We start from the raw sequence: 23,024 nt of genomic DNA, 5'->3' as shown, positions 1-23,024 counted from the left end.
ACAGCTTTATGTCATGGATCGGGGGAAAAAAATCTCTGCGTGAGTTGATTGTCACTCTGTTTCCCATCTATTACGAGAGATATATTGAGGTGTTTGGCGGCGGCGGATGGGTTTTGTTCCACAAACCTCCGGGCAATGATTTTGAGGTCTACAATGATTTTAACAGCCTGCTGACCAATCTCTATCACTGTGTCAGGGAAGAACCGGATGAACTCATGGAAGCCTTACGGTATGTTCTTAATTCTAGAGAAGATTTTGACCAGACGCGGGAAGCCCTTGCCCGCGACAGCCCTGCAAGCAACGTGCAAAAAGCAGCATATTTTTATCAGCTTATCCGCTACAGCTATGCTTCGGGCCTTACCAGTTTTGGCAGTCAGCCCCATGATATACGTTCCAATTTTCCGCTTATTGAACAGGCACATCGCAGACTTGCCAGGGTTGTTATAGAAAATAAGGATTTTGAAAAACTTATCCGGCAGTATGACCGTCCGGTGAGTTTTTTTTATTGTGATCCTCCGTATTACGAAACCGAAGGCTATTACAAGAATGTAGGGGAGGATGGTTTTCGCAAAGAGGACCATATCCGGCTCCGTGATGCATTGATGAGAATTGAAGGGAAATTCCTGCTGTCTTACAATGACTGCGGTTTTATTCGTGAACTGTATGATGCGCCGGGTATCCAGATTGATGCCTATATCCGTATTAATAACATCAAACAAAGATATGACAATGGGGCGCAGTTTCCTGAGATTCTTATTGCAAATTATGATATGCAGGAGAGAAGTAAGAACGCTCCAGCGCAATTAAACCTTTTTGATCAGGATGGGTTTATGGAATGAGACAAAGGGAAGGCTGGCTGTATTTTCCCTCTTCTTATAAGACATAAATAAAACTGCCAGGATCGTAAAACAGAAAAAAAGCTTTATTATCGAATAGATATTTTAAAGGAGGATAACCAAATGAAAAATAAAAAGGATCAGAATGAGCCTGAATTGATGCTCCCGGAATGTGCCTGCAGTTTTTGCGGATTCACGGAAGAAGAAACGTTGGAGATCCATGCAGTCAGGGATGTGCTTATTATTTTAAGAGATAAGATGACCGCGCTGGAACTGATAAATGCAATCCATGCACTTAGTGAAATTGCATCAGGACTGACTGTGGATCTTGCAAAAGCATGTGGTATCTGTAATCACTGCGGTGATGAGGGACCGGAACTTTGTAAAGGCATCAATGAATGTGATGAATCCTGTGCCTCTCTCCATGGATGCGACGATGGTCCGGTGGAATGGGTGGCAAACTGTTCCCTTTGCCACGACTTATTGGATGAAAGCCAGAATATCCACATCCCTGATTATATTCTGGAGGCCGCGGGTATCCCCAAGGGAACTAAGCTAGAAGCCTATGCAGATGGGGGCAATGGAGAAATTACAGTGGTAGAGGCCGAAAGGCAATCCGGCATCACGGATGTTCCTCCCAGTATCCTTGCTATATTAGCACAGAGCGGTGTATGCCTTGCGGAACTTGATGAGTTGATTATGCAGGAGGCAATTATTTATGGCAGCTGATTTTTTATCTGTATATCCTTACTCCCTGGAGGAAGCAAAGCGGTTGAAAGAGGTCTCTTTATGGCGGAAAAGCCATAAAGAGAACGTTGCCTGCAAGGAGGCAATCAGAGAAGCTATCTGCCAGGATTTTGATGGGAAGTATTTGAAAGCTGAATGTGCGGAACGTGTCATTGCGTTGTATGGCTTTCGGCGGGTAAGCTGGGTACTGGCAAATACCGTTCAGCATAAGGATCATGACGGACGCTTTTCCCGTGAGAATAAGCTGTGGGCAGAGGCGGCCTTTATCCCGGAGAACAAGAATCATTTGGGAAATCTAAGCAATAATATGGAGTTTGTCGTAGACAGCCATCCCGCAGTGTTAGATGGCTTTATCAATCAGTACCGCCGTGCCTACCAGGGACTTGGACTGTTTGATCATAGCCACTGCGAGCCGAATTCAAAAAATCTGGATTATACCGGAAAGGTGCTGGTCATATCTCTGGATATCATGAAAGAAAGCTACTGGAGTCAGCAGAATCAACTCTGGCTTGCAACCGGTGGATTTGGCTGTCATCCGGATTCTTCTGGGCGGGCAGTTTTTTCCATCTGTTTAAACGATGGCGAAAATACCCGTTGGAACCGCTCTGATTTTGTAGGAATCCTCAAGGAAGAATTTCTGCCTGATTGGGCAAAAGAAAAGCTGATGGAATATCAGAAACAAAAACAGGAGCCTTCTGGTATGGGAGGGCTGGAAATGAATTGATGGAGGTGAAACTATGCCAGGCATTATGCTCCAGAATGGCCTGATTTCTTATTATGGTAATCCTGCGGGGTACACACAAAAGAATCAAGCTGTGGTTGACCGCATTTTCCAGTCTGCGGAAATGGTTCATTGGTTGAAAGGCCGGGGACTTACACCAAGGTGGACAGAAGGTGTAATGGAACGGATTCTCTCTGGTGAACGCCAGGGAGAGGAAGAATATGCTGTGTCGCTTAAAAGTGTCCGCATCTGGCAGCTTTGTCCAGAGGTCGATGTGCGAATGAAATTCATCAGCTATGCAGACATGGTGGAGCAGTTTGGTCCTCCGGTTCAGGAGGATTACTGTATAGCATATGACGGACAGCCTGGTACCAACGATCTGGAAACAATCTATGAAAGGTTTTCCAATGGTCAGCCTCCCGGCTACTGTGGTAATCCTCTTTCAATGTCCGATGTGATTGAACTGTACGAGCAAGATGGAAGTGAGTTTTACTATATTGATCGTAAGACATTCAGGCCAATTGATTTTGAGCAAAGGGAACAGCAACTCAATATGGATATGGGAATATAAAGCAGCTTTGGTTGTTTTTAATGCCCCTAATTTGGTATGAAAGGAAGAAATTTAATGTTTCAGCTTTTAAAAATCAAGGCGGCTAAAGCTGCCCAAAGTTCAGAAAGGAGCTTATACCATGACTAAAACAATGAAGGAAACCGCCCCAAAGTTTGATGTGAAAATCCATTCCATTCACCCAGAGGGTACTATTCGAGCCAACGCTTCTGTAAACATTCACGGGGATTTTGCTGTCCGGGGGGTCAAGATTATGGAAGGAACTAAAGGCCTTTTTGTATCTATGCCCAGTTATAAATCAGGTAATGAATACAAAGATATCTGCTTTCCATGCACCAAGGAAGCAAAGGCAGAGTTTGATAAAGCGGTAATTGGAGCTTATCAGCAGACATTGGAACAGGGGCAGAAAACGGCATATTTACAGGAGGCTTCTCCTCCTCAACAGGAGCAGGGTCAGCCTGTTATGGGCGGAATGTAGGAGGCAGTATTTATGAAAGAAAAAAAGAAAAAGCGTCTGAGTACCCTGTTGGTTCTCTGCCTTGTACTTTTTCTTCTGTTAGTAATTATTTTTGCTGTTCCTCTGCTGTTTAAAAGAGGGAAAAATCGCTGGACAGAGAATGCCAACAATAATCTTGTAAAAGAAAATGCTCATGGCGGAGCAGTGTATCCGGAAGATTTTGCCGTATGGTTTAGCTTTCCTGATGCAGATGATTTGTCTGATGCGAATCAGGGGTCTATGCAGGCAGGCAAAAAGTATGGTACTGCAACAAGGCAGTCTAATAGAAATTCAAAATCGGGAGGAAAAGTTACTCATGATGAAGCCAGTGACAAAATAGGAGAATCGGAAAATACAGAGGATCAGATAATGGCTGAAGAATCGAAAAGTCCTACAGATCAAAATCCGGAGGATAAACCCAAGAATCCTGGTACTTTAAGTAAACCCGGCGGAGGTTCTTCCTATATTCCGGCACCGCAGTTTAACTTTATCCTTCCTCAAACCGCCTATACCAATACAGAAATTAAAATCCAGCCAGAAAGCCGCTATGTAAAGAGTGTGACCTGGACGATTTCAAAAAATGGGCTGCCGGTTTCTTTGTCTGACGTGCTGTCTGGCACACTTTCCGAACAGGGAGGCAGTGTGAAGTTCAAGGAAACAGGCAGCTTTACGTTAATTGCTACAGCACAAAACAGGCGAGGTAAAACAGCGATTTATGAGCAGACGGTTTCCATTTATCCGGTGGTAACTGCTTCTTTTTTTCTGCCAAAGACCACTCACACAGATGGCTCAGTAGAGATTAATCTGAGGACTTCAAATCTTGGAAACAATGCAGTGACGTGGTCGATTAGAAGCGATGGTAAGTCAGTTTCTCTCTCTGATGTGTTGAATGGGGAACTTACATCCACAGGCGGAACCGTGCAGTTTCGGTCTCCGGGTAAATATGATCTGACTGCCAGTATCATGGATGAGTTGGGAAAAAGAATTACAGCCAGTGGATCTATTATCGTTTATCCTGTAGCAGAGATAAAGCTGACTTTACCGGAGGTTACGCATATCGATAGAACCATTATCTTACAGGCAGAAACAAAAGAGACAGACGGGCTGGCACTTGATTATGGGTTGACCCGAAACGGTGAGTCTGTAGAGATTACCGACTATATTGAAGGTAATTTATCGGAAGGAAGTGTTCGCTTTAAGGAGAGGGGAGTGTATGCCCTGACTGCCTCCGTGACCGATACAACTGGGCGGATATTTTCTGATACGGTAAATATTACTGCTTATCCTGTTGGTTCTGCAGGTTTTTATCTGCCGGAAATTTTCCATACGGATAAGAGCGTCATCGTAGAAGCTGTATTTGATGAAATTGAAAGCCATACTGCCAAATGGTCACTTATGTCAGAAGGAGAAGAAGTTGTATTTTCAGAGGTGGCCGAAGGTGAACTGGATAACAGTGGCGGCAGACTCCGGTTTAAACAGAAGGGGAATTATACTCTAAAAGTTGAATTCACCGATGACGGAGGAAGGACTTACCGCTATCAGCAGGACTTTAGAGTTTACCCAGTTCCTAAGGTAAGCTACAGTCTGCCCCAATATGCCCATACAGACAGTGATATTACGGTAAAGACCGATACGGCAGATATTGATGATCTCACCATTGAATGGCTTGTTGATAACACCTTTGGCTTCCAAAACTGGTCTACCTATGTAGGTGGGCGTCTTACCAATGAGGGAGGTACAATCCGTTTTAAGCGAGCTGGGCTTTATGAACTGGTGGCAAGGATTACTGATGCGACCGGGCGGGTCTTTCTGTATGAAACTGGTGGTAAATGTGAGGTACTTCCTGTTTTAAATATAGGATTCGATCTTCCTGATCTGGCCCATACGGATACAACCATTGACTTGAGAACCCATGGAAATAATAATGTACTTCCTTTAGAGTGGTCCATTACCCGAAACGGCAAGGATTTATCTCTTTCAGATGCTCTTTTAGGAGAACTGAATGCCTATGGTGGAAAAATTACTTTTCAATCCGAAGGTGAATATGTCCTTACTGCAACAATGACCGATTATCTGAAACGCAGCTATTCCCATAGTGAGAGTATTCTCATATTACCGGTAGTGCAGTACAGATTTTCTATGCCGGGAGCTATTCATTATGGCACAGAATTGGATGTTCTTGCCGAGGATGTGCAGAATCTTGGCACCAACCATGTTGTCTGGGAACTGAAAAAGAACGGAGAAGAGGCACAGTACACCGGATTACTGGGGGATGAGGGCGGTAAGATATCTATCCGTGATACCGGCATATTTACGCTGAATGCAACTATAACAGATCGTGGCGGCCGCATAACCAGGCATTCGGAGAACATCATAGTCACCAATATGGCCCCTGATGCACCAGAGATAACCATCAATCAGACCCGCACGATGAAGGAAGGGAAATTCCTTGTAAATGTCACCGCCAGTGCCACAGATCCGGATGGAGATGCTGTGACCTTAGAATATGAAGGTACAACTACAGATGGTTATTATACAGTTGGCACACACAGCATCAGGGTTCGGGCCAGAGATGAGGCGGGAGCTTATTCTGACTGGACTTCCAGGACTTTTACTATTACCAGTACAGCCCCGACTGTTACGTTATCGGCAACACCTACCCGAAATGCACAAAGTGGAAAGTTTCTGGTAAATATCAGTGCTTCGGCAGCGGATGCAGATGGAGACACAACCACTTTAGAGTGGGATAACAAAGCAACAGATAACCGTTATCCTGCAGGTACTCATACCATCAAGGTAAGGGCAAAGGATTCTACCGGACTTTATTCGGCATGGGTATCCAAAACCTTTACCATTACAAACTCGCCTCCTACAACACCGGTCATTAGTCGAAGTCCGGGAGGCAACTCCGTGGTTCCGGGAACGCAGGTCACCATTACTGCTTCCAGCAGCGATCCAGATGGCGATCCAGTTACCCTCGTCTGGGAAAACAGAAATGCCCAGACACAAGCCTATCCGCTTGGAAGGAATCTGGTGCGTGTGAAAGCGGTGGATTCTACAGGTGCGGAATCTCCATGGGCAGCAATAGTATTTTTTGTTGCATCATCAAATGGTGGAGGCGGAATGACTCTGACTGGCCCAGATTCGGTGATTATGGAAAATGGGCTTGAAGGTGCAACAATTACAGCATATACCTTTACCGTACCGCCTGTCAGCGGACATAGTGGCTCTGACTTTGGAAGGGTGAGGGGCTATAACAAGCTGACCGGGCAGTGGGATCAGTTGGACTATGGAACTACCACAAATGGCATTACATTCAATCGTACTCTGGGTGCAGGAGTATATACCCGGCTGGAATTTTACTACTACACAAATCACGATTGCATGTACAACAAAAGTAATATTACCTATTCGGTAAATTATCATTTTGAATAATGGAGGAAACGTTTATGTTTAAAACTTTAAAAAGAGCAAAAGATGAGGCCACAGTAGGGACCAGAACAGCGATGTCTTCTGCCGGACTTATGCTGTTTAAAGCAAAGTCAGCTATCTCTAATAACCGTGCGGAAGGTTACGTAGATACTGCCGTAAAGATTTTGATGGCTGTCGTAATTGGAGCACTGGTACTTGGCGGACTTTATTCCCTGTTTGGTGAAACAGTACTTCCCACACTTACGGAACGCATTAAGGAAATGTTTAATTATGGGGGCTGACAGCATTGCACAAGCGGTGCTGTTTTTTTCTTTGCTTTTAGCTGCATCGCTATGGGATATCCAAAAACGAATAATACCCGACAGTCTATGCTTTTTTATACTTTTGACAGGTTTTCTTACCTTTACGTCAGAGAAACTATTTGGCATTTTACTTGGCCTGCCTTTGCTTATTGCCGCTCTTTTAAAAGAGGGTGGCATGGGGGGAGGAGACATCAAACTGACTGCTGCCTCTGGCTTTGTTCTTGGATTTCCTCTTGGTATAGCCGGGCTTATATTAGGATTGTGTCTAGTAATTTTGTGGTATTGGGGAAATCGAATTGTACGGAAAGCGGAGAGAAAGGCACTCCCCATGGTGCCATTTTTGGGAGCAGGATTTCTATGTGTGTATCTTTTTGATGCAGGAGAAGCTTTCCTATGAAATAAAAAATTAAATGGGAACAGGAGGAAATGGTATGTCAATAAAACGTGTAAATGCTAACTCAATGCTTTTTGAACCTGGAACCCTTAATGGAATCCCTATGATTGTAACAGGTGCACTATTGGAGCATGAAACGGTTCCTGCCGGATACTACTGTTATGACGTCTGCACTCCAGATGAGTATCCAGAGGTAAAAAACGCTACTGTATTACGGGATTTATCAGATCATGCAGATGGGTGCATTATTCTTGCAGAGCCGTTGGACTTCCAAGGAAAAGAAGAACTCAGCATGGAAAATCTGATTGTTTATGAAGACCGCTACATGGTTGGTTTGGATGAGTTCATACGCCAGAGCGAGGAGCAGAAAACTTCGCTTGATCAGGAGCAAAATACCTGCTTGGTACAATCCATGTAGCGGGGAGGGAGGGCTCTTGTTAAAGGTAGATATCAAAACCAGCTATAGCGAGGAATCTTTTATTATTCCAGACTGGCAGCCAGATGTACACTCCAATTATTATGGGCGTAAATTCTTTGATGAAGAAGACTATGCGGATTTTTATCTCCGTGGTCCATTATGCTTTTGCTGCGATTTTGAGATTGTAGATCTGAGAAAGGCAAGCCAGGAAGAAGTTGAAGAATATTGTCAGAGACATGAAAACGATCAGGAGGATCAAGTAAAAGAAATAATGAGTCTTAACAAATTACAATAATAGAAAGGGGGTCGGAGTTTCCGGGAAGATGCGCATCGGCTCCCTTCTAAAATGAATTATCAAATGCATCTTTTTAAGGGCGCACCAGATGATGAAGCAATTAAAATGATCCAGTATTATGAGAATCTGGCACTTGAGTATGATCCAAGAGGTTACTGTGTCTGCAGTTCAGAGGGAAAGGACAGCAGGGTATTAGGACATCTATACCGGAGGGCTGGTGTAAAACATTTTTATCTGAATAACATGACTGGAATTGATCCTCCGGAACTTGTGAGATTCCAGAGGAAGAACTTCCAGGAATATCGGGATGCCGGATATTTGGCTTATAGTGTAAAATACCTTCGATCTATATGGGAACTGATGCTAAAAAAGAAGATTCCGCCATTACGAACTGTCCGATACTGCTGTGCAGAATTAAAGGAGAGGAGGGTACAAGAACAGGGAAATGCACTATTATCGTTTGGTGTCAGGAAGCATGAAAGCCGGGCCAGAGCGCAAAACCGAGATGAGTTGGAAATTGTCGCATTTGGCAAAAAAGGAAGAAATATCATCATGCCATATGATAATGAGGAGAACCGCAGGACGTTTGAAGTCTGCTATGCGAACAAAGAAAAGCGGTTGAATCCCATCGTGGACTGGTACGATGAATATATCTGGGATTACAGCCGGTACTGGAATTTGGAGCAGTGCTCTTTATACTGCGAAGGGTTTACCCGATTGGGCTGCATCGGCTGTCCAATGGCAAGAAAGGCAGGTCGTGAACGGGAATTTGCCCGTTGGCCAGGCTACAAAGAAAAGTACCTCCGAACCTTCGAAAGAATGATTGAGGCGAGAAAAGCAGAGGGACGTATCATATATGATTATGCCAGGACCGCCCAGGATTGGTTTGACTGGTGGCTGTCAGACCGTCCAACAACAGATAAGGATGAGGCTCAAATGGTACTTGAGTTATCAGAGTATTAAGATAAAAGGAGAGATTTCATATGAGAATTATGAGGAACAGAACTGTGATGGGGATTATTTGTATTCTTTTATCCCTGATTATCTGTTTTGCAGTAACCCCGCTCTTTAACAAAAGTGTGAGCCAGAAGGTGGAGATTGTGAGAGTTGCAAAGGAAATTAATAAGGGAGATGAGATTACAAAAGACATGATAAAATCCGCAGAGGTCGGCGGATACAATCTGCCGGAAGACGTAATCAGGGATACCGAGAGCATCATTGGGAAATATGCATCTTTTGATATGGTTCCTGGAGACTATATCCTGATATCTAAGATTGCAGATAAGCCCTCAGCCGAAAATTCCTACCTATATAACCTTGATGGGACAATGCAGGCTATATCAGTAACCATTAAAAATTTTGCCAGCGGCTTATCCGGAAAACTCCAAAGCGGTGATATTGTATCAGTTATAGCTGCAGATTACCGGAAACAGGGGGCCACCGTCATTCCTCCTGAACTGAAGTATGTGGAGGTCATTGGGGTGACTGCTTCGTCTGGTTATGACGCTAATACAGGAGAAGCCCCTGCAGAGAACGATGACCGTGAACTACCCTCCACTGTAACATTATTAGTAAATCCGGAGCAGAGCAAGGTTCTCGCAGAACTGGAGGCAGATGGAAAACTCCATCTGTCTCTTGTTTATCGTGGCACATCAGCCAATTCTGTAAAATTTTTAGAGGCACAGGACAAGATGATTGCTGCATTGTATCCTCCCGTGCATCAGGAGGAGGAAACCAACGAACAGACTACTCCGCTGCCTGATGTAGAACAGCCCGTGGAGGATGGAGGACAGTAATGCTGAATTTTAAGAAAAACAGTATTTTTTTCAAGCACAAAACTGGGGCTGAGGAATATCAGGATCAGGAGATACAGGGGGGCATGCTGGCTGTCTGGGGATCACCCGGTTCAGGAAAGACTGTGACAGCTGTAAAACTGGCAAAATATCTGGCGGATAAAAAGCATAACGTGGTGCTTCTCCTTTGTGATATGACAGCACCTATGATGCCCTGTATCTGCCCGCCATCTGAACTACAGAGTGAACATTCACTGGGCAGTATCCTGGCAGCGGCCCATGTGTCTGAACTGCTCATTAAACACAATCTGGTTACGCTGAAACGGCACAGCCATCTCACTCTGCTGGGCATGAAAAAAGGTGAAAATGAATATAGCTATCCCCCTTACTCTGAAGTACAGGCAAAGGAGCTGCTTTACGGACTACGTGAAGTGGCTCCTTTTATCGTGGTCGATTGTGGAAGCTATATTGCTAATGATATTTTATCTGCTGTGGCTCTTTTGGAAGCAGACAATGTCCTGCGTCTTGCCAATGCGGATTTAAAATCGGTCAGCTATCTTTCCAGTCAGCTTCCTCTGCTTCGTGACAGTAAATGGGATGCGGATAAGCAGTATAAGGTAGCAGCTAATGTAAAGCCGCAGCAGGCGGGAGAGCAGGTTGGACAGGCACTGGGATCTGTGTCGTTTACGGTACCTCATTCTTTTGAACTGGAGGAGCAGTATTTGGCAGGAAACCTGCTTGCGGATTTATCCTTGAAAGACAGTCGTCAGTTTCGTAAAGAGATTGAGAAAATAGCAAAAGAGGTGTTTGGATGTTAGGAAAGAAAAGAAGTCATTCGTTGTTTAAAGAAAATACCATGGAGGAAGTCCCTGACTCATCTTTTTATATAGAGGAAAAAGAGGCATGTAAAAAAAACACAGAGAATACAGAACAATCAGAAAGCCCTCATGATACGGCAGAAAAAGCTGTTTCTTTCTCATCAGACAGCGGAGCCCATTTCCTGTTTTTCACTCCGGAAGCTGAAGGGAAGGACTTTTCTACTGTGCTTGCTGAGGTACAGAAATATATTACGTCCAATTACAGTACCCTGCTCACCGGAACCAGTGCAGATGCCAAAATGCAAATAAAGCGTTATATCAAAAATTACATTCAGGATAAACGCATTGTTGTACAGGGCATGAGTGAGGAAATGCTGATGGATGCTCTCTACACCGAAATGGCGGAATACGGATTCCTCACAAAATATATCTTTGGAACAGGGATAGAAGAGATTGATATTAATTCCTGGCGTGATATAGAGGTACAGTACAGTGATGGACGTAACGTAAAGCTGGATGAGCATTTTGACAGTCCGGAACATGCAGTTAATGTCATACGCAGGATGCTTCATGTTAGTGGTATGGTACTGGATAATGCCAGTCCTGCGGTGTTGGGACACTTAAGCAAAAATATCCGTATTGCTGCACTGAAAAGTCCTGTTGTGGATGAGGATGTGGGGGTATCGGCATCAATTCGTATCGTAAATCCCCAGAGTATGAAAAAAGAGGATTTTGTCAGGAGTGGAACGGCAACAGAACCCATGCTGGACTTTTTATCCTTTTGCCTCCGTTATGGCATACCGGTGTGTGTAGCAGGAGCAACCAGTTCTGGCAAAACCACACTGGCAGGATGGTTGCTGACCACCATCCCGGATAATAAACGAATATACACCATTGAAAATGGTTCCCGTGAACTGGACCTGGTGCGGGAAAAAGATGGGAAAGTAGTTAATTCCGTCATCCATACCCTGACCCGTGACAGCGACAATGACCGTCAGTGCATTGACCAGACTGACCTTTTAGACTATGCACTCCGCTTTAACCCAGACATTATTGTGGTGGGTGAAATGCGTGGTGCAGAGGCAAATGCCGCTCAGGAGGCTGCCCGGACCGGAGTGGCAGTGCTGACCACCATCCACTCCAATTCCAATGATGGTACCTATCGGCGGATGGTGTCTCTGTGTAAACGTGCTGTAGATATGTCAGATCAGACCCTTATGGATTACGTTACTGAGGCATACCCCATTGTCGTGTTCTGCAAGCAGCTCGAAAACAAGAATCGTCGTCTGATGGATATTCAGGAATGTGAAATTCTCCCAGATGGAAGGAGAAATTTCCGTCCGCTGTTCCAGTATATTATCAGTGAAAACCGTGTAGAGGGAAGCAATTTTATTATAGAAGGCCATCATGAACAGGTAAATGTAATTTCTGACAGCCTGGCCAAGCGATTCCTGGAAAATGGAATGCCTCAGACTATCCTGAATCAGATCCAGAGAAAGGAGGAAGAGGTTGCATGACAAGCATGTTACTGTTTGCCTGTATCGGGATGATTACAGGTTTATTTATTTTATTTGGTATTTCACCCATGGAATTCACCAATTCATTGTTTGCCCGGCTTGCTGATAAGCCAAAATCCTTGAGAGATGAGATCGAGGAAGTGACTCATAGGCAGCGTCCTTCGTATCTGCGCAGGGAGATACAGGAGGTGCAGGCAATCCTCAAAGTTACTGACAGGGAGAGACGGTTTCCCGTTATATGTGCGACAGCTTTACTGCTGTTTGCAGCGGGTGCTTCGATTGCCGTTATGATCTCAAATTTTTTTCTTATGCCTGTGATGGCAGCAGGATTTCTGATGCTGCCGTTCTGGTGGGTAAGGCTTACAGCGAGCCACTTCAAAAGAAATATTGCCTCTGAATTGGAAACCGCGCTGTCTATTATAACTACGGCATATCTCAGGAATGAAGATATTCTCACTGCCGTGGAGGAAAACGTGGCATACCTAAATCCGCCAGTCCTGTCTGTTTTTCAGAGTTTTGCTTCCAGAGTAAAATTGGTGGACCCAGATATTATATCGGCTCTTCACGACTTAAAACGTAAAATAGAAAATCCAGTTTTCAAAGAGTGGTGTGATGCTCTTATTTCCTGCCAGCATGACCGTAGTTTAAAATCCACCTTAACACCTATTGTCAGTAAACTCAGTGATATGCGGATCGTTAATGGCGAGTTGGAAAATATGGTCTTTGAACCAAGAAAAGAATTTATTATTATGCAGATTCTTGTGATAGGTAACATTCCACTATTGTATTTTTTGAACCAGGACTGGTATCACACTCTGATGCATACTCCACTGGGGCAGGTGATCCTGACTGTTTGTGCAGCTGTAATTTTTATTTCCACAGCATTTGTTATCAAGTTAACCCAGCCCATCGAATACCGGAGGTAGAGGATGATTGCTTATATGATTTTATTCGGAGTCCTTCTTAGTGCAGGATTCTTTTTTATTGCCGCCGATATTTTTTGCCTGCCGAAACTCGCTACTCAAAAAGCTATGATGGAGGCGGGGAAGCAGGCAAAAGGAAAGTCTAAAATATCCGATACCCTGCTTCATTCAGCAGCGGTTAAAATATCAAAATATATTCAGATTGATGAGTACAAGAAGAGGCGTATGAATAATGTGCTGTCAGCGGCAGGAATTCAGATGACACCGGAACTGTTCACAGCCTCGGCATTAGCAAAAGCCGGGGTTGTCGGACTTGGTGCATTTCCAACCCTGATGATTCTTCCGCTTCTGTCACCCGTCATTGTATTTCTGGCAGTCCTTGTATATTTTAAGGAGGTCAGAAAAGCGGACGAGACACTTCAGGCCAAACGGGGAAAGATTGAACAGGAGCTTCCCAGATTTGTAGCAACTATTACCCAGGAGTTAAAAGCTAGCCGGGATGTATTGTCCATGTTAGAAAATTTCAAGAAAAATGCCGGGGAGGATTTTGCTGGTGAGTTGGATATCCTTACTGCGGACATGCGTTCTTCCAGTTATGAAGCAGCACTGACCAGGTTTGAGGCGAGGATCAATTCTCCTATGCTTTCAGACATTACCAGGGGACTAATTGGTATATTACGGGGAGATGACGGAAGTGTATATTTTCAAATGCTTACCCATGACATGAAACAGCTGGAACTCCAACGACTCAAGGCTCAGGCGATGAAAATACCTTCTAAAATTCGTGTATTCTCCTTTGCCATGTTGATGTGCTTCTTACTAACTTATATGTCAATCATTGTTTTTGAAATTGTCAATTCTCTCGGCGGGATGTTTTAGGAGGCGGCATGATGCAGGATCAGAATTTAAAAGAAAGGTTTGTAAAGAAAATCCGGGATAATTATGAAAATTTCCTGCGGGACTGGTTGACTCAGGATGCGGAAGAATTGGTGTCTGATGCAGAGGAGATTGCTGCTGTAAAAACACTTTATAATATTTTACCGGATATCGCCTCCTCTGATGATATGGGGTATTTGCTTCGGTTCGAAAATCCTCTGGAAGTAGTAAGGGACGGATGGTTAGCTTTTAATAACACTGACTTAAGCGATGAATTGATTCATGTATTGTGGTTTATAAGCAAAAACCCTTCAATCTGGGAGGATTATAAAATGGCTGAAGATTCGGACTTGCGTGAAGGGCAGAACGTAATCTTGTGTTGAAACAGCTCCAGAAAATGAAGTGAGGAGAGAAAATGATGAACTCATAGATCTTTCCATATTGATTCAGGAGGATTTTCTATGAAAAATAAGCACCAAACTTTGCTTTGTGACGGATTGCAGGAAAAACATGTGATGAAGCGAATTTTAAAAAACCGGCGAGGTGAGGGGTACATTGATGTTGCGATACTGGTGCTTTGTACCATGTTGGTCATTGCTCTTGCTGTCCGTGTATTCCCTGTTTATATCATAAAGCAGCAAATTGATACGTTTGCTTCGGAGTTAATGCGCGAAGCAGAAATATCGGGGCGTGTTGGTACAGAAACCAGCCGCCGTGAGCAGCTTTTAAGGGAAAAAACCGGACTCAGTCCCACCATATCCTGGTCTGACACCGGTAAGATCCACTTAAATGAGGAAGTTACGGTAACGGTTACCTATCAGACCAACATCGGACTATTTTCCGGATTTGGATCGTTTCCAATTACACTAAAAGCCAAAGCTGTAGGAAAATCAGAAGTTTACTGGAAGTAGGTGATGATGTGAAGAAAATAAAACGATTGCTTACCGATAAATGTGGCTCGTCTTTTCCTCTGATTGTTGCTGTGACCCTTGCACTGACTCTTATTTTTAGTGGCATTTCGGAATATTTCCGATTGATGATCATTGCCCAGGGAGTGAGGGATGCCATGCAGGATGCAGTTATTTCTGCCGTCAATGATAATTATGATGACGTATATCATAGCGTGAGAGAAGGATATTCAGGAGCCTATCAGCCGATGGCAGGAGACTTTGAGGAATCACTGGATTATGGGGATATTTATGAGCAGATAGATAGTATCCTTGGTCTGAGTAGTAGGGGGGGATATCATGAAAAACGTACATCAGGGGGAAAACTGGAATTCAAGATATGGAATCTGGAGGTAGATATGTACAATGCACCATTTGCCTCTGGTGATAGGTCAGCGGAACGTTTTAAGGTAGACAGTACAATAATGCTGGAGGTTCCTGTATCTTTTGGAACAAAACTTCTTCCGCCTATGCAGATCAGAATTAAAACCAGTGCCGGTTATACTCCTAAATTTTAATTTTTTGATCCGTGTTTAAAATGAAAGTAGACTTTGAGAGATAATTGTGGTAGGGTGATGAATAAGAAAGGTTATCGTGATTTAATAATTGTCAAGTGCTCTAAGGAGGGATGTTTATGAATATGAATTACAGGAAGAAAAGAGCTATTATTGCTGGTGGAGTGGCAGCAATCCTCTTGCTTTTTTCATTGATAAGTAGTCAATTTCGCAAGCCTGTATCTGAGGTAGAAGCAACGGAGACACTGACTTCATCTGAAGCAGAAATCGAGGTTGTTCCCAGTTCAGAAATAGAAAAAACAGTTGCTGCAGTTATCGCAGAGAGCAGTGAAACAAAAAAAGAGACAGAAACTTTACCGTTACAGAGTGACCAGGTGGTGCAGGAAATACAGACGGAGGCAACAAAACCGGCAGAACCGCCAAGAGAAAAGACAACAAATCCAAACCAGAAACCGAATGGAGAAACTGTGGCTGACTCGGAACCGGTGAAACATGAAGAGGTTATGGTTCCGACTGAAGCCCCCAGGGTGGAAGAGGTACCGGAAACGAAAACTGCAGAATCCGCTCAAAGCAGCGAGCCACAAGGTGGAGAAACGGGGGCAGGAGGTATCTATGTTCCGGGCTTCGGTTGGGTGGAAGAAACTGCAGCTGCTTACGGTGTGACAGCTGAAGACATGTATGAAAATGGAAATAAGATTGGTATCATGGACTAAATGATACAGGCAAGGCACAGGCGAAATGTCTGTGCTTTTTTGATTGGAGGAGATTCATGAAACGTTTATTCCATGTACTTTTATTGGTTATTATGATATCAGTGTTTCCTTGTCAGAATGTCTTTGCAGTTGGAGAAGGAAATATTAATAATGGCGGTGGTGGCTTAAGTACAGGAAACAGTTCCAATAAATGGACTCCGGGAAATGAAGGAGTTCGTGTTACGGTAGTAAGAGAACGTGATTTAGCGGTAGTAACAGAACCAATTGATATAACGAATAAAAAGCCATCCGGTTTAGTTCACTTTGGTAAGGTTTCCAAGCTGCAATATAAAAATGGTGCAGTGTTAACCTTTAATTCTTCGCCTTATCATTATATTAATCCGGCTCAGGCTTTACCCCGGATTATTAGCAGCAAGAGTCTTGGTGCCAGTAATATAGAAGAAATAAAAAGTTATTTTACTGATGAACAGGTCATCCGTGTGATTGCCAGTTCTGTTGGAATGGACTTTGATATTCTTATTAATGGAGATTACAAACTCTTGATTGAACCAGTGGCATATATAACTTATGAGGGTTTGTTTTTTGGAATGACAGCCACAGAGGCAGCCCTTTATGATGAAATAACAAACGGTGGTTTGCGATCCATGCTTCCAAATGTTGGTTTTCAAAATCTTCCCTTAGCGATGTTCTTGGAAACTCCAGATTTGGGTTATCCGGCCTGGGATGGGCCAAGAACAGGAATCCGATCAAATCAGGAAATTAAATCGGCATTGGGACTTGGTATCATCCGGTTTAAGGAAAGAGAAACAGAATCTCCGGAAATTATCAGTTATGATTATGAGTACCGGGTCAACATAGAAGTCATTTCTGCGGTCAGAGTCAGTGGTGGACAGTCCGATCCCGATCATCCAACACGAGTTAAATTTCATATTGGTGGCCGAAGCTATCAAGTAGATAATGTCTATTATCCAGACGGTGACAGTCAGATTGTATGGGTAAAATGGACTACTCCTGCCACTGAACAGAATGTGACTATTACTGTTTCAGTATCCGGTCCCGGCAGAACGGAGAAGGGGACCATTCATGCGAAGATTGTGAATTTGGGAAAAAATACTCCGCCCAATCCGGTTGCCGATGACCGGAACGACAGTTTTTCTCCTGCTTCTGTTCCTAACAGGACAGTAAAATCCTTTGCAAGTTGGACTGTATGGCGCCCCTGGTGGCATGAATACTGGGTCTGGCATGATGGCGATGATGAGGACGATGATGGATATTGGTGTGATCATGGGTGGTGGGAATTTGATCTGGATTCGTACCAGGCTAACCTTTCGTCCGGCATGAGTATTAAATGTGACAACAAAAACCCCACATCAAGTGGCAGAACCATGAAATCCGGCTATGGGATTAATCAAACGGTAACTGGAAGTGTCAGTTCCAATCAGAGTTCAGCGGTTACTCAGCCTCAGAATGCAGTCAGTTATTTTCCGGAATTTGGTTACAAAACTTATTGGAGATTGCTAGAGCGCATGGGTTCCGGACGGTTTGAGTTTCAAAAGAATTATTATTCCGCATATAAAAACCGTACACATTTCTCACCGATTTGGATGCCAGATGGGGCTTATACAGTCAATACTTGGCTTATAGATGCGTGGACTCCAGAAGGAATGTTGTCAGCTAATCTTACAGACAGCCTCAACATCCGGGGGAATTTATGGCAGGATTGGCATATAAGTCCCCAGAAACCATAAAGGAGATAATGAGATGGCGTATGAATATATTCCGGCACCAAAAGGCTGTCTTTATCATTATACACAAAAAGACAGACTGGATAGTATTTTAAAAGATGACCGAATAAGTTGTTTCCATGATCGGGAATGTTGGTTCTGTACCTCACTGGAAGACACCTTACGGCTTATGGAAATGACCATCATGAAGGAGGGGAATCCATATGTTGATGCCCAGGGGATATTACGCAAGTATCCTGCTTTTGTTCCAGAAGATTATGTTATTTTAAAGCTGGAACAGCGGTATCAAAATGGAGACTGGGTAAAGTGGAATCAGGAGATGTCTCCTGACAGTTCCCATGAAATACTTGCGGAAGCCAAGGAATTTAGTAGTCTGAAGAAAGGGTTTCGAGGTGATCTAAAATTTTGTCAGTATCCGCAGGTCATTGAAGTATCTTTATTTTTATCAGAACAAACTTCGGATATGGATATGACTATGAAACTATAAAGCAGAAAAGAAATGGAGCCGTGGGTATAGTCCTATGGCTTTTTCTATGGAAGAAAGGCGGACTTTATGAAGAAATATAAAAAGATTATATTTGCCGTGGGCATGATCATTATGGCCTCCCTGATGCTTATTACTCCTGTATTTGCATCAGGAACAGGAAATGTAGCCGGAGCCATTGAAAGCACATGGAAGGATGCTTCCGCACAGATAAAGACAGTTGTTAACAACGTTGTATTCCCCGCTATTGATTTAATTCTGGCAGTATTTTTCTTTGCAAAGTTGGGCACGGCGTATTTCGATTATCGCAAGCACGGGCAGTTTGAGTGGGCGGCGCCATCCATCCTATTTGCCTGCCTTGTGTTCACCTTAACTGCACCTCTTTATGTTTGGACAATTTTGGGGATGTGATAATATGGAAAAAAAGGATAGCAGTATGCTCCCAATTATTGGAGAAATAACTTATTTTGAGAATAATGAAGTTATGCAGTATACCGATTCAGAACAATATTTAACGGATATCCAGAAAAATTTCAATGTGCTTGGTATTAATGGCTGGCGCTATAAAACAGTCGCGAAAGATCCGGCGTTGATTTTATCTGTCCGGAATATTGAACGCAATGAGTATGGTTTGGAGCCGGAGGAAGAAATGGAACTCATTGCGCCATCACAAGATGATGAACAGAGAAGAATAGCTTCAAATAAAGCCCGTAATGCATCGGATATGCCAGAGTGCATCCGCCTGCTTTCTGCTCTTGAAGAAGAATTACAGGGAGAAAAGGGACAAGTCGGAGAATGGATGCGGATTTCTTATGAATTAAATGAAGAGTATGAGGTTTCTCCTGCTGAAATGGTCCAGGAGATATGTGATGCATTTAGGAAAGTGAATCATCAATATGGCAACCATATTGCCTGTATCTTGTATGCCAGCCAAAGTATTGTACTCCCAAATGAAATTGTTCACGCCGCAGACTATTTGAGCATGGGAGGAAGGTTTCAGGATATTCGTAATTTAGCTGAAGTTGGTATATTCATGGGAGCTTATGATCTGCTCGGATACGATTTGAAAACAGATCTGGTCGAATTCATTAACAACGGTGGTTCAGCTGATGAAGTATATACATTCTTTGATTTGCAGGAACTGCGGCAAATGAATGATCAGTCTGAGGATATTTCGCCAACCTTAAACCAGTATTGAGTAAGGGGATTTGGAGTGCAGATTATGAGAAAGGAACAAAAGATGAGTTAAGGAATGAAAAATAATGGCAGATAATCAGTGAAGTTTATGGATATAGATATTTGAATATAGGAGAGGAAAATGAATAACAAAGAAAAGCCATGGTTTATGCGTTTGACTATACAGAATAACAGGACTGGACAGCAATCCTCAGCCATATATCCATGTAATAAGTACGAGATGTTAGAAAATCTTAATTGGTGCCAGATTCCCTATGGAAGTGGTAATTATAGTCACCTTGCAACAAGTTATATTCGTGTAGCTGCAGACAGTTTACAGGAGGCTCTGGCCGGAATCATTGAAAATAAAGATCATCCTCCATCTATCATGGAATTAAATTGTCTGGGAGAGCAGATACAGCGTATGTCTTCACAAACGCGTATCTGTTTGGAGAAGGACATTTCAGAAAAACCGGATGCCACTATTGTGGAAATCATCAACACGGCATATCTACTTCTGTCAGAAAATGTGGTGTATGATGGGATATCTATGTCGGACCGGGCTGTGCTTCTGGGTGATGATGAACCGTATTTTCGGATTCAACTCATCGTGGACAGTGACACTGAAGAACTGGGGGAAGAAGATGGTATATGGATAAACTGCCCTGCCAGTGAGAGTGATCTGGAGTCTGCTGCCAAACAGCTGGGAGTTAAATCATATTATGATCTTGAAACGGGGGCCATATATGGCGTCATCGATGAATTTCTGGCAGAGGAGTATTGTGAAGGTATGCCATATACTTTTGATGAAATTAATGAACTGGCACGGGCTATGAAAGAATATGATGTGATCCGGGATCTTGGCAAATACAAGGCTATTTTAAACTATGAAAGCTATGTAGACATAAAAAAGGCTTCTGTATTAGCTGAAAAACTGGATAATTATGAATTTTATTATGGAGAGGAACTGGGTGAGGTAGCTAATCTTTACAGGAATCATAATCCTGATAATCTTGATTATGAGGAATTAATTGAAGAACTGGGCTTTGAAGATACGAACTACGGTATTGTAAGGACAGCAGGTGAACCGGAAATAAGACAGCGTGGTCCGGAATTAGGTTGATTTACAACCACGATATTTATATGGCATTATTCGGATGATTTAAAACTAAAACTTGAAAGTTTCTTTTGAACATAGACAGGCGGTCTTTCTATCCGCCTGTCTATTTGCATTGTGAGAAAGGAGGTTTATCTCTTGTTCATTTGGGATTTTGTTCTTAGTACATTTATGGATCAGATGATCGAATGGTTCTATGGACAGCTAGTTGGATTTCTTTCTGATTTTTTTGCCTTAATGGGGAATATGGGCGTGGAGCTGTTTTCAATAAAATGGATAGAGTCCATCATCCTGTTCTTTTCTTATCTGGCCTGGTCCTTATATGTAACCGGACTTGTGGTGTCAGTGTTTGAAACTGGCATTGAGTACCAGTATGGCAGAGGAAACGTAAAAGACGCTGCCATAAATGCTATTAAGGGTTTTATGGCTGTATCCCTATTTACTGTTGTACCGGTAGAACTGTTCAAGCTATCCATCAACCTTCAAAGTAGATTAACGACGGGGATCACTGGGTACCGAAGCGGCTTTGGAGAGCTTGCTAAAAATATTATTTCAGATCTTGGCAGTTGGTCAGAACTTAGTAGTGTGATAAGTGCTGGCATTTTTGGAGGGCTGTCTTCTATTACAAATCCGATTATGATGCTTTTTATAATTGTAATGATGGGTTATGCAGTGATAAAAGTCTTCTTTGCCAATCTCAAGCGGGGAGGTATATTGATGATCCAGATTGCCGTAGGCAGTTTGTACATGTTCTCCATTCCCCGTGGTTATATTGACGGATTTACCCAGTGGTGCAAGCAGATCATTGGCCTGTGCCTTACTACATTTTTGCAGGCTACCATTCTTGCTGCCGGACTTATGATCCTCAGAACTCAGGCCCTGATTGGACTTGGCCTAATGCTTTCTTCCGTAGAGGTTCCCAGAGTTGCTGGGGCTTTTGGAATGGATACAAGTACAAAAGCCAATCTGATGTCTGCCGTTTATTCTGCCCAAACTGCTGTTAATACCACCCGGACGGTGATACAGGCGTTTGCGCCGAAGTAGAAAGGAAGGGCTTATGAAATTAATTTACGTGGCATCTCCTTATGCAGGAGATATTGAAAAGAATACGGAGTTTGCCAGGAAAGCATGTAGATATGTATTGGAACAGGGACACGCTTTTTTTGCTCCTCATCTGCTATATCCGACAATTTTAAGTGAAAGTATACCGGAGCAGCGTCAGCTTGGGATTGATATGGGACTTACGATACTTGCAAAATGTGATGAATTGTGGGTCTGTGGTGATATTATCAGCTTTGGTATGCAGGTAGAAATTAATTTGGCAAAACAACTTGGCATTCCAATCTGTTATGTTTCTGCAAATCAGATCTGCGGCATAACGAAAGGTGCCTATGCGATATGGGCAAGGTCCCGAACCGACAGCCCCCTTGCAGGACAATCTGGCTTTTTATGTGAGGGTAACCATATTTTGATTTTTCAGTCACAGAATGACGCTGAGATCAAAGCCAAGGATATACGCAATCTATGCCTGAATGCTTCCCCAGTTGCTGAATTTCAGTGCCTGGCTTATCCTGCTGATTATGCATCAGAGAGCTATATTCATCTGGAAACAATTCAAAAGTTGGTCATGATTCCATCTTTTACGCCCAATACGTTTGAAGTCAAAAGTCAGATATATGGTGATACTGGTGGACATTGTATGGTTGGCACAGTGCAGTTTTATCTTCCTGAACTTGATAAATGTGTATGGATCAGCTGTAATGATGAATGTGTGATCATTTCTTCGGCGGATTCTACCTGGAATGAAGACGGGAGTGACAGTTGGGAAAGGTATGAGGACGTCATGCTTTATATGACACCATTTGATCAGGAGATTCCAGAAGATGCCCGTCCCTGGCTCCCTATGATATATAAAACTTTGGAATATACCATTGAACAGGAAACAAAGCATTTAAATAATTATGCTTTTTCATTACCAGTAGCGTGGCTTCCCGAATCAATCAAGAAAAATGCAGATCTGGAATATCTCACATGGCTTCAGGCTGAGGGGAAAGAGGCACAGGTAGTAAGGGGAGGAAAGATTCAAATTGAAAAGGATTATCTTCAAAGGAATCAGAACACATTTAACATGAATGGTTCCATTTAAAAATAACACTCGGTTAGACCCTATAAAATAAAATGTGACAACAAA

General features: G+C 43.1%; 27 protein-coding genes. All 27 read left to right on the top strand.

The annotated features are described in order from the left end of the window. The first annotated feature begins 8 nt into the window (after positions 1 to 8). The 27 genes from QM657_RS03705 (at position 9) to QM657_RS03575 (ending at position 22,979) form a co-directional block, all read left to right on the top strand. Positions 9 to 839, top strand: a complete 831-nt coding sequence (locus QM657_RS03705; protein ID WP_415065229.1) for a DNA adenine methylase — start codon at positions 9 to 11, stop codon at positions 837 to 839. A gap of 120 nt (positions 840 to 959) precedes the next feature. After that, positions 960 to 1,565, top strand: a complete 606-nt coding sequence (locus QM657_RS03700; RefSeq protein WP_415065193.1) for a hypothetical protein — start codon at positions 960 to 962, stop codon at positions 1,563 to 1,565. After that, a complete protein-coding gene (locus tag QM657_RS03695) occupies positions 1,555 to 2,307 on the top strand; it encodes a DUF3849 domain-containing protein (protein ID WP_415065192.1) in 753 nt (250 codons plus the stop codon). The genes QM657_RS03700 and QM657_RS03695 overlap by 11 nt, the downstream gene beginning before the upstream one ends. 13 nt (positions 2,308 to 2,320) lie before the next feature. Next, positions 2,321 to 2,875, top strand: a complete 555-nt coding sequence (locus QM657_RS03690; protein ID WP_415065191.1) for a YodL domain-containing protein — start codon at positions 2,321 to 2,323, stop codon at positions 2,873 to 2,875. Positions 2,876 to 2,993: 118 nt separating this feature from the next. Next, complete coding sequence (locus tag QM657_RS03685; protein WP_415065190.1) at positions 2,994 to 3,350, top strand: SpoVG family protein; 357 nt, start codon at positions 2,994 to 2,996, stop codon at positions 3,348 to 3,350. Positions 3,351 to 3,362: 12 nt separating this feature from the next. Beyond that, the gene (locus QM657_RS03680; RefSeq protein ID WP_415065189.1) at positions 3,363 to 6,803 is read left to right on the top strand and encodes an S-layer homology domain-containing protein; all 3,441 of its coding nucleotides are present in this window, start codon (positions 3,363 to 3,365) and stop codon (positions 6,801 to 6,803) included. Between the two features lie 71 nt (positions 6,804 to 6,874). Further along, positions 6,875 to 7,081 carry a DUF6133 family protein gene (locus QM657_RS03675; protein ID WP_313180914.1) on the top strand — a complete coding sequence of 69 codons (207 nt, stop codon included), beginning with the start codon at positions 6,875 to 6,877 and terminating at the stop codon, positions 7,079 to 7,081. After that, entirely contained in the window at positions 7,071 to 7,499 is a 429-nt protein-coding gene (locus QM657_RS03670; RefSeq protein ID WP_415065188.1) for a prepilin peptidase, read from the top strand. The genes QM657_RS03675 and QM657_RS03670 overlap by 11 nt, the downstream gene beginning before the upstream one ends. A gap of 34 nt (positions 7,500 to 7,533) precedes the next feature. Further along, positions 7,534 to 7,914, top strand: coding sequence for an LPD28 domain-containing protein (locus QM657_RS03665; RefSeq protein ID WP_415065187.1), 381 nt, complete (start codon positions 7,534 to 7,536; stop codon positions 7,912 to 7,914). Between the two features lie 16 nt (positions 7,915 to 7,930). Next, positions 7,931 to 8,209 carry a hypothetical protein gene (locus QM657_RS03660; RefSeq protein WP_415065186.1) on the top strand — a complete coding sequence of 93 codons (279 nt, stop codon included), beginning with the start codon at positions 7,931 to 7,933 and terminating at the stop codon, positions 8,207 to 8,209. A gap of 51 nt (positions 8,210 to 8,260) precedes the next feature. Continuing rightward, positions 8,261 to 9,172 (top strand): phosphoadenosine phosphosulfate reductase family protein, encoded by a 912-nt coding sequence (locus tag QM657_RS03655; protein WP_415065185.1) that lies wholly within the window; start codon positions 8,261 to 8,263, stop codon positions 9,170 to 9,172. 20 nt (positions 9,173 to 9,192) lie between these two features. Further along, positions 9,193 to 10,005, top strand: a complete 813-nt coding sequence (gene cpaB, locus QM657_RS03650) for a Flp pilus assembly protein CpaB (protein ID WP_415065184.1) — start codon at positions 9,193 to 9,195, stop codon at positions 10,003 to 10,005. Further along, a complete protein-coding gene (locus QM657_RS03645) occupies positions 10,005 to 10,820 on the top strand; it encodes a ParA family protein (RefSeq protein ID WP_415065183.1) in 816 nt (271 codons plus the stop codon). The genes cpaB and QM657_RS03645 overlap by 1 nt, the downstream gene beginning before the upstream one ends. Next, complete coding sequence (locus tag QM657_RS03640) at positions 10,814 to 12,337, top strand: type II/IV secretion system ATPase subunit (RefSeq protein WP_415065182.1); 1,524 nt, start codon at positions 10,814 to 10,816, stop codon at positions 12,335 to 12,337. The genes QM657_RS03645 and QM657_RS03640 overlap by 7 nt, the downstream gene beginning before the upstream one ends. Next, positions 12,334 to 13,263 (top strand): type II secretion system F family protein, encoded by a 930-nt coding sequence (locus tag QM657_RS03635; protein WP_415065181.1) that lies wholly within the window; start codon positions 12,334 to 12,336, stop codon positions 13,261 to 13,263. Before QM657_RS03640 ends, QM657_RS03635 begins: the two co-directional genes overlap by 4 nt. 3 nt (positions 13,264 to 13,266) lie before the next feature. Then, entirely contained in the window at positions 13,267 to 14,139 is an 873-nt protein-coding gene (locus tag QM657_RS03630) for a secretion protein F (RefSeq protein WP_415065180.1), read from the top strand. An 8-nt stretch (positions 14,140 to 14,147) separates the two neighbouring features. Beyond that, a complete protein-coding gene (locus QM657_RS03625; RefSeq protein ID WP_415065179.1) occupies positions 14,148 to 14,519 on the top strand; it encodes a hypothetical protein in 372 nt (123 codons plus the stop codon). A gap of 132 nt (positions 14,520 to 14,651) precedes the next feature. Then, positions 14,652 to 15,047, top strand: coding sequence for a DUF4320 family protein (locus tag QM657_RS03620; protein ID WP_415065228.1), 396 nt, complete (start codon positions 14,652 to 14,654; stop codon positions 15,045 to 15,047). Positions 15,048 to 15,055: 8 nt separating this feature from the next. Continuing rightward, complete coding sequence (locus QM657_RS03615; protein WP_415065177.1) at positions 15,056 to 15,601, top strand: hypothetical protein; 546 nt, start codon at positions 15,056 to 15,058, stop codon at positions 15,599 to 15,601. Positions 15,602 to 15,717: 116 nt separating this feature from the next. After that, a complete protein-coding gene (locus tag QM657_RS03610) occupies positions 15,718 to 16,311 on the top strand; it encodes a DUF6550 family protein (protein ID WP_415065176.1) in 594 nt (197 codons plus the stop codon). 56 nt (positions 16,312 to 16,367) lie between these two features. Next, a complete protein-coding gene (locus QM657_RS03605; RefSeq protein WP_415065175.1) occupies positions 16,368 to 18,059 on the top strand; it encodes a hypothetical protein in 1,692 nt (563 codons plus the stop codon). 13 nt (positions 18,060 to 18,072) lie between these two features. Then, a complete protein-coding gene (locus QM657_RS03600; protein ID WP_415065174.1) occupies positions 18,073 to 18,543 on the top strand; it encodes a hypothetical protein in 471 nt (156 codons plus the stop codon). 66 nt (positions 18,544 to 18,609) lie between these two features. After that, entirely contained in the window at positions 18,610 to 18,951 is a 342-nt protein-coding gene (locus QM657_RS03595) for a DUF3852 domain-containing protein (protein WP_415065173.1), read from the top strand. Positions 18,952 to 18,955: 4 nt separating this feature from the next. After that, positions 18,956 to 19,738 carry a hypothetical protein gene (locus QM657_RS03590; RefSeq protein WP_415065172.1) on the top strand — a complete coding sequence of 261 codons (783 nt, stop codon included), beginning with the start codon at positions 18,956 to 18,958 and terminating at the stop codon, positions 19,736 to 19,738. Between the two features lie 120 nt (positions 19,739 to 19,858). Then, the gene (locus QM657_RS03585) at positions 19,859 to 20,839 is read left to right on the top strand and encodes a hypothetical protein (protein ID WP_415065171.1); all 981 of its coding nucleotides are present in this window, start codon (positions 19,859 to 19,861) and stop codon (positions 20,837 to 20,839) included. A 132-nt stretch (positions 20,840 to 20,971) separates the two neighbouring features. Beyond that, positions 20,972 to 21,877 carry a conjugal transfer protein TrbL family protein gene (locus tag QM657_RS03580; protein WP_415065170.1) on the top strand — a complete coding sequence of 302 codons (906 nt, stop codon included), beginning with the start codon at positions 20,972 to 20,974 and terminating at the stop codon, positions 21,875 to 21,877. A 13-nt stretch (positions 21,878 to 21,890) separates the two neighbouring features. Then, positions 21,891 to 22,979, top strand: a complete 1,089-nt coding sequence (locus QM657_RS03575; protein WP_415065169.1) for a DUF4406 domain-containing protein — start codon at positions 21,891 to 21,893, stop codon at positions 22,977 to 22,979. Positions 22,980 to 23,024: the final 45 nt, after the last annotated feature.

Source organism: Lacrimispora sp. (assembly GCF_047605665.1).
GTDB lineage: Bacteria > Bacillota > Clostridia > Lachnospirales > Lachnospiraceae > Lacrimispora.
This window is presented reverse-complemented; position numbering and strand designations above follow the sequence as displayed.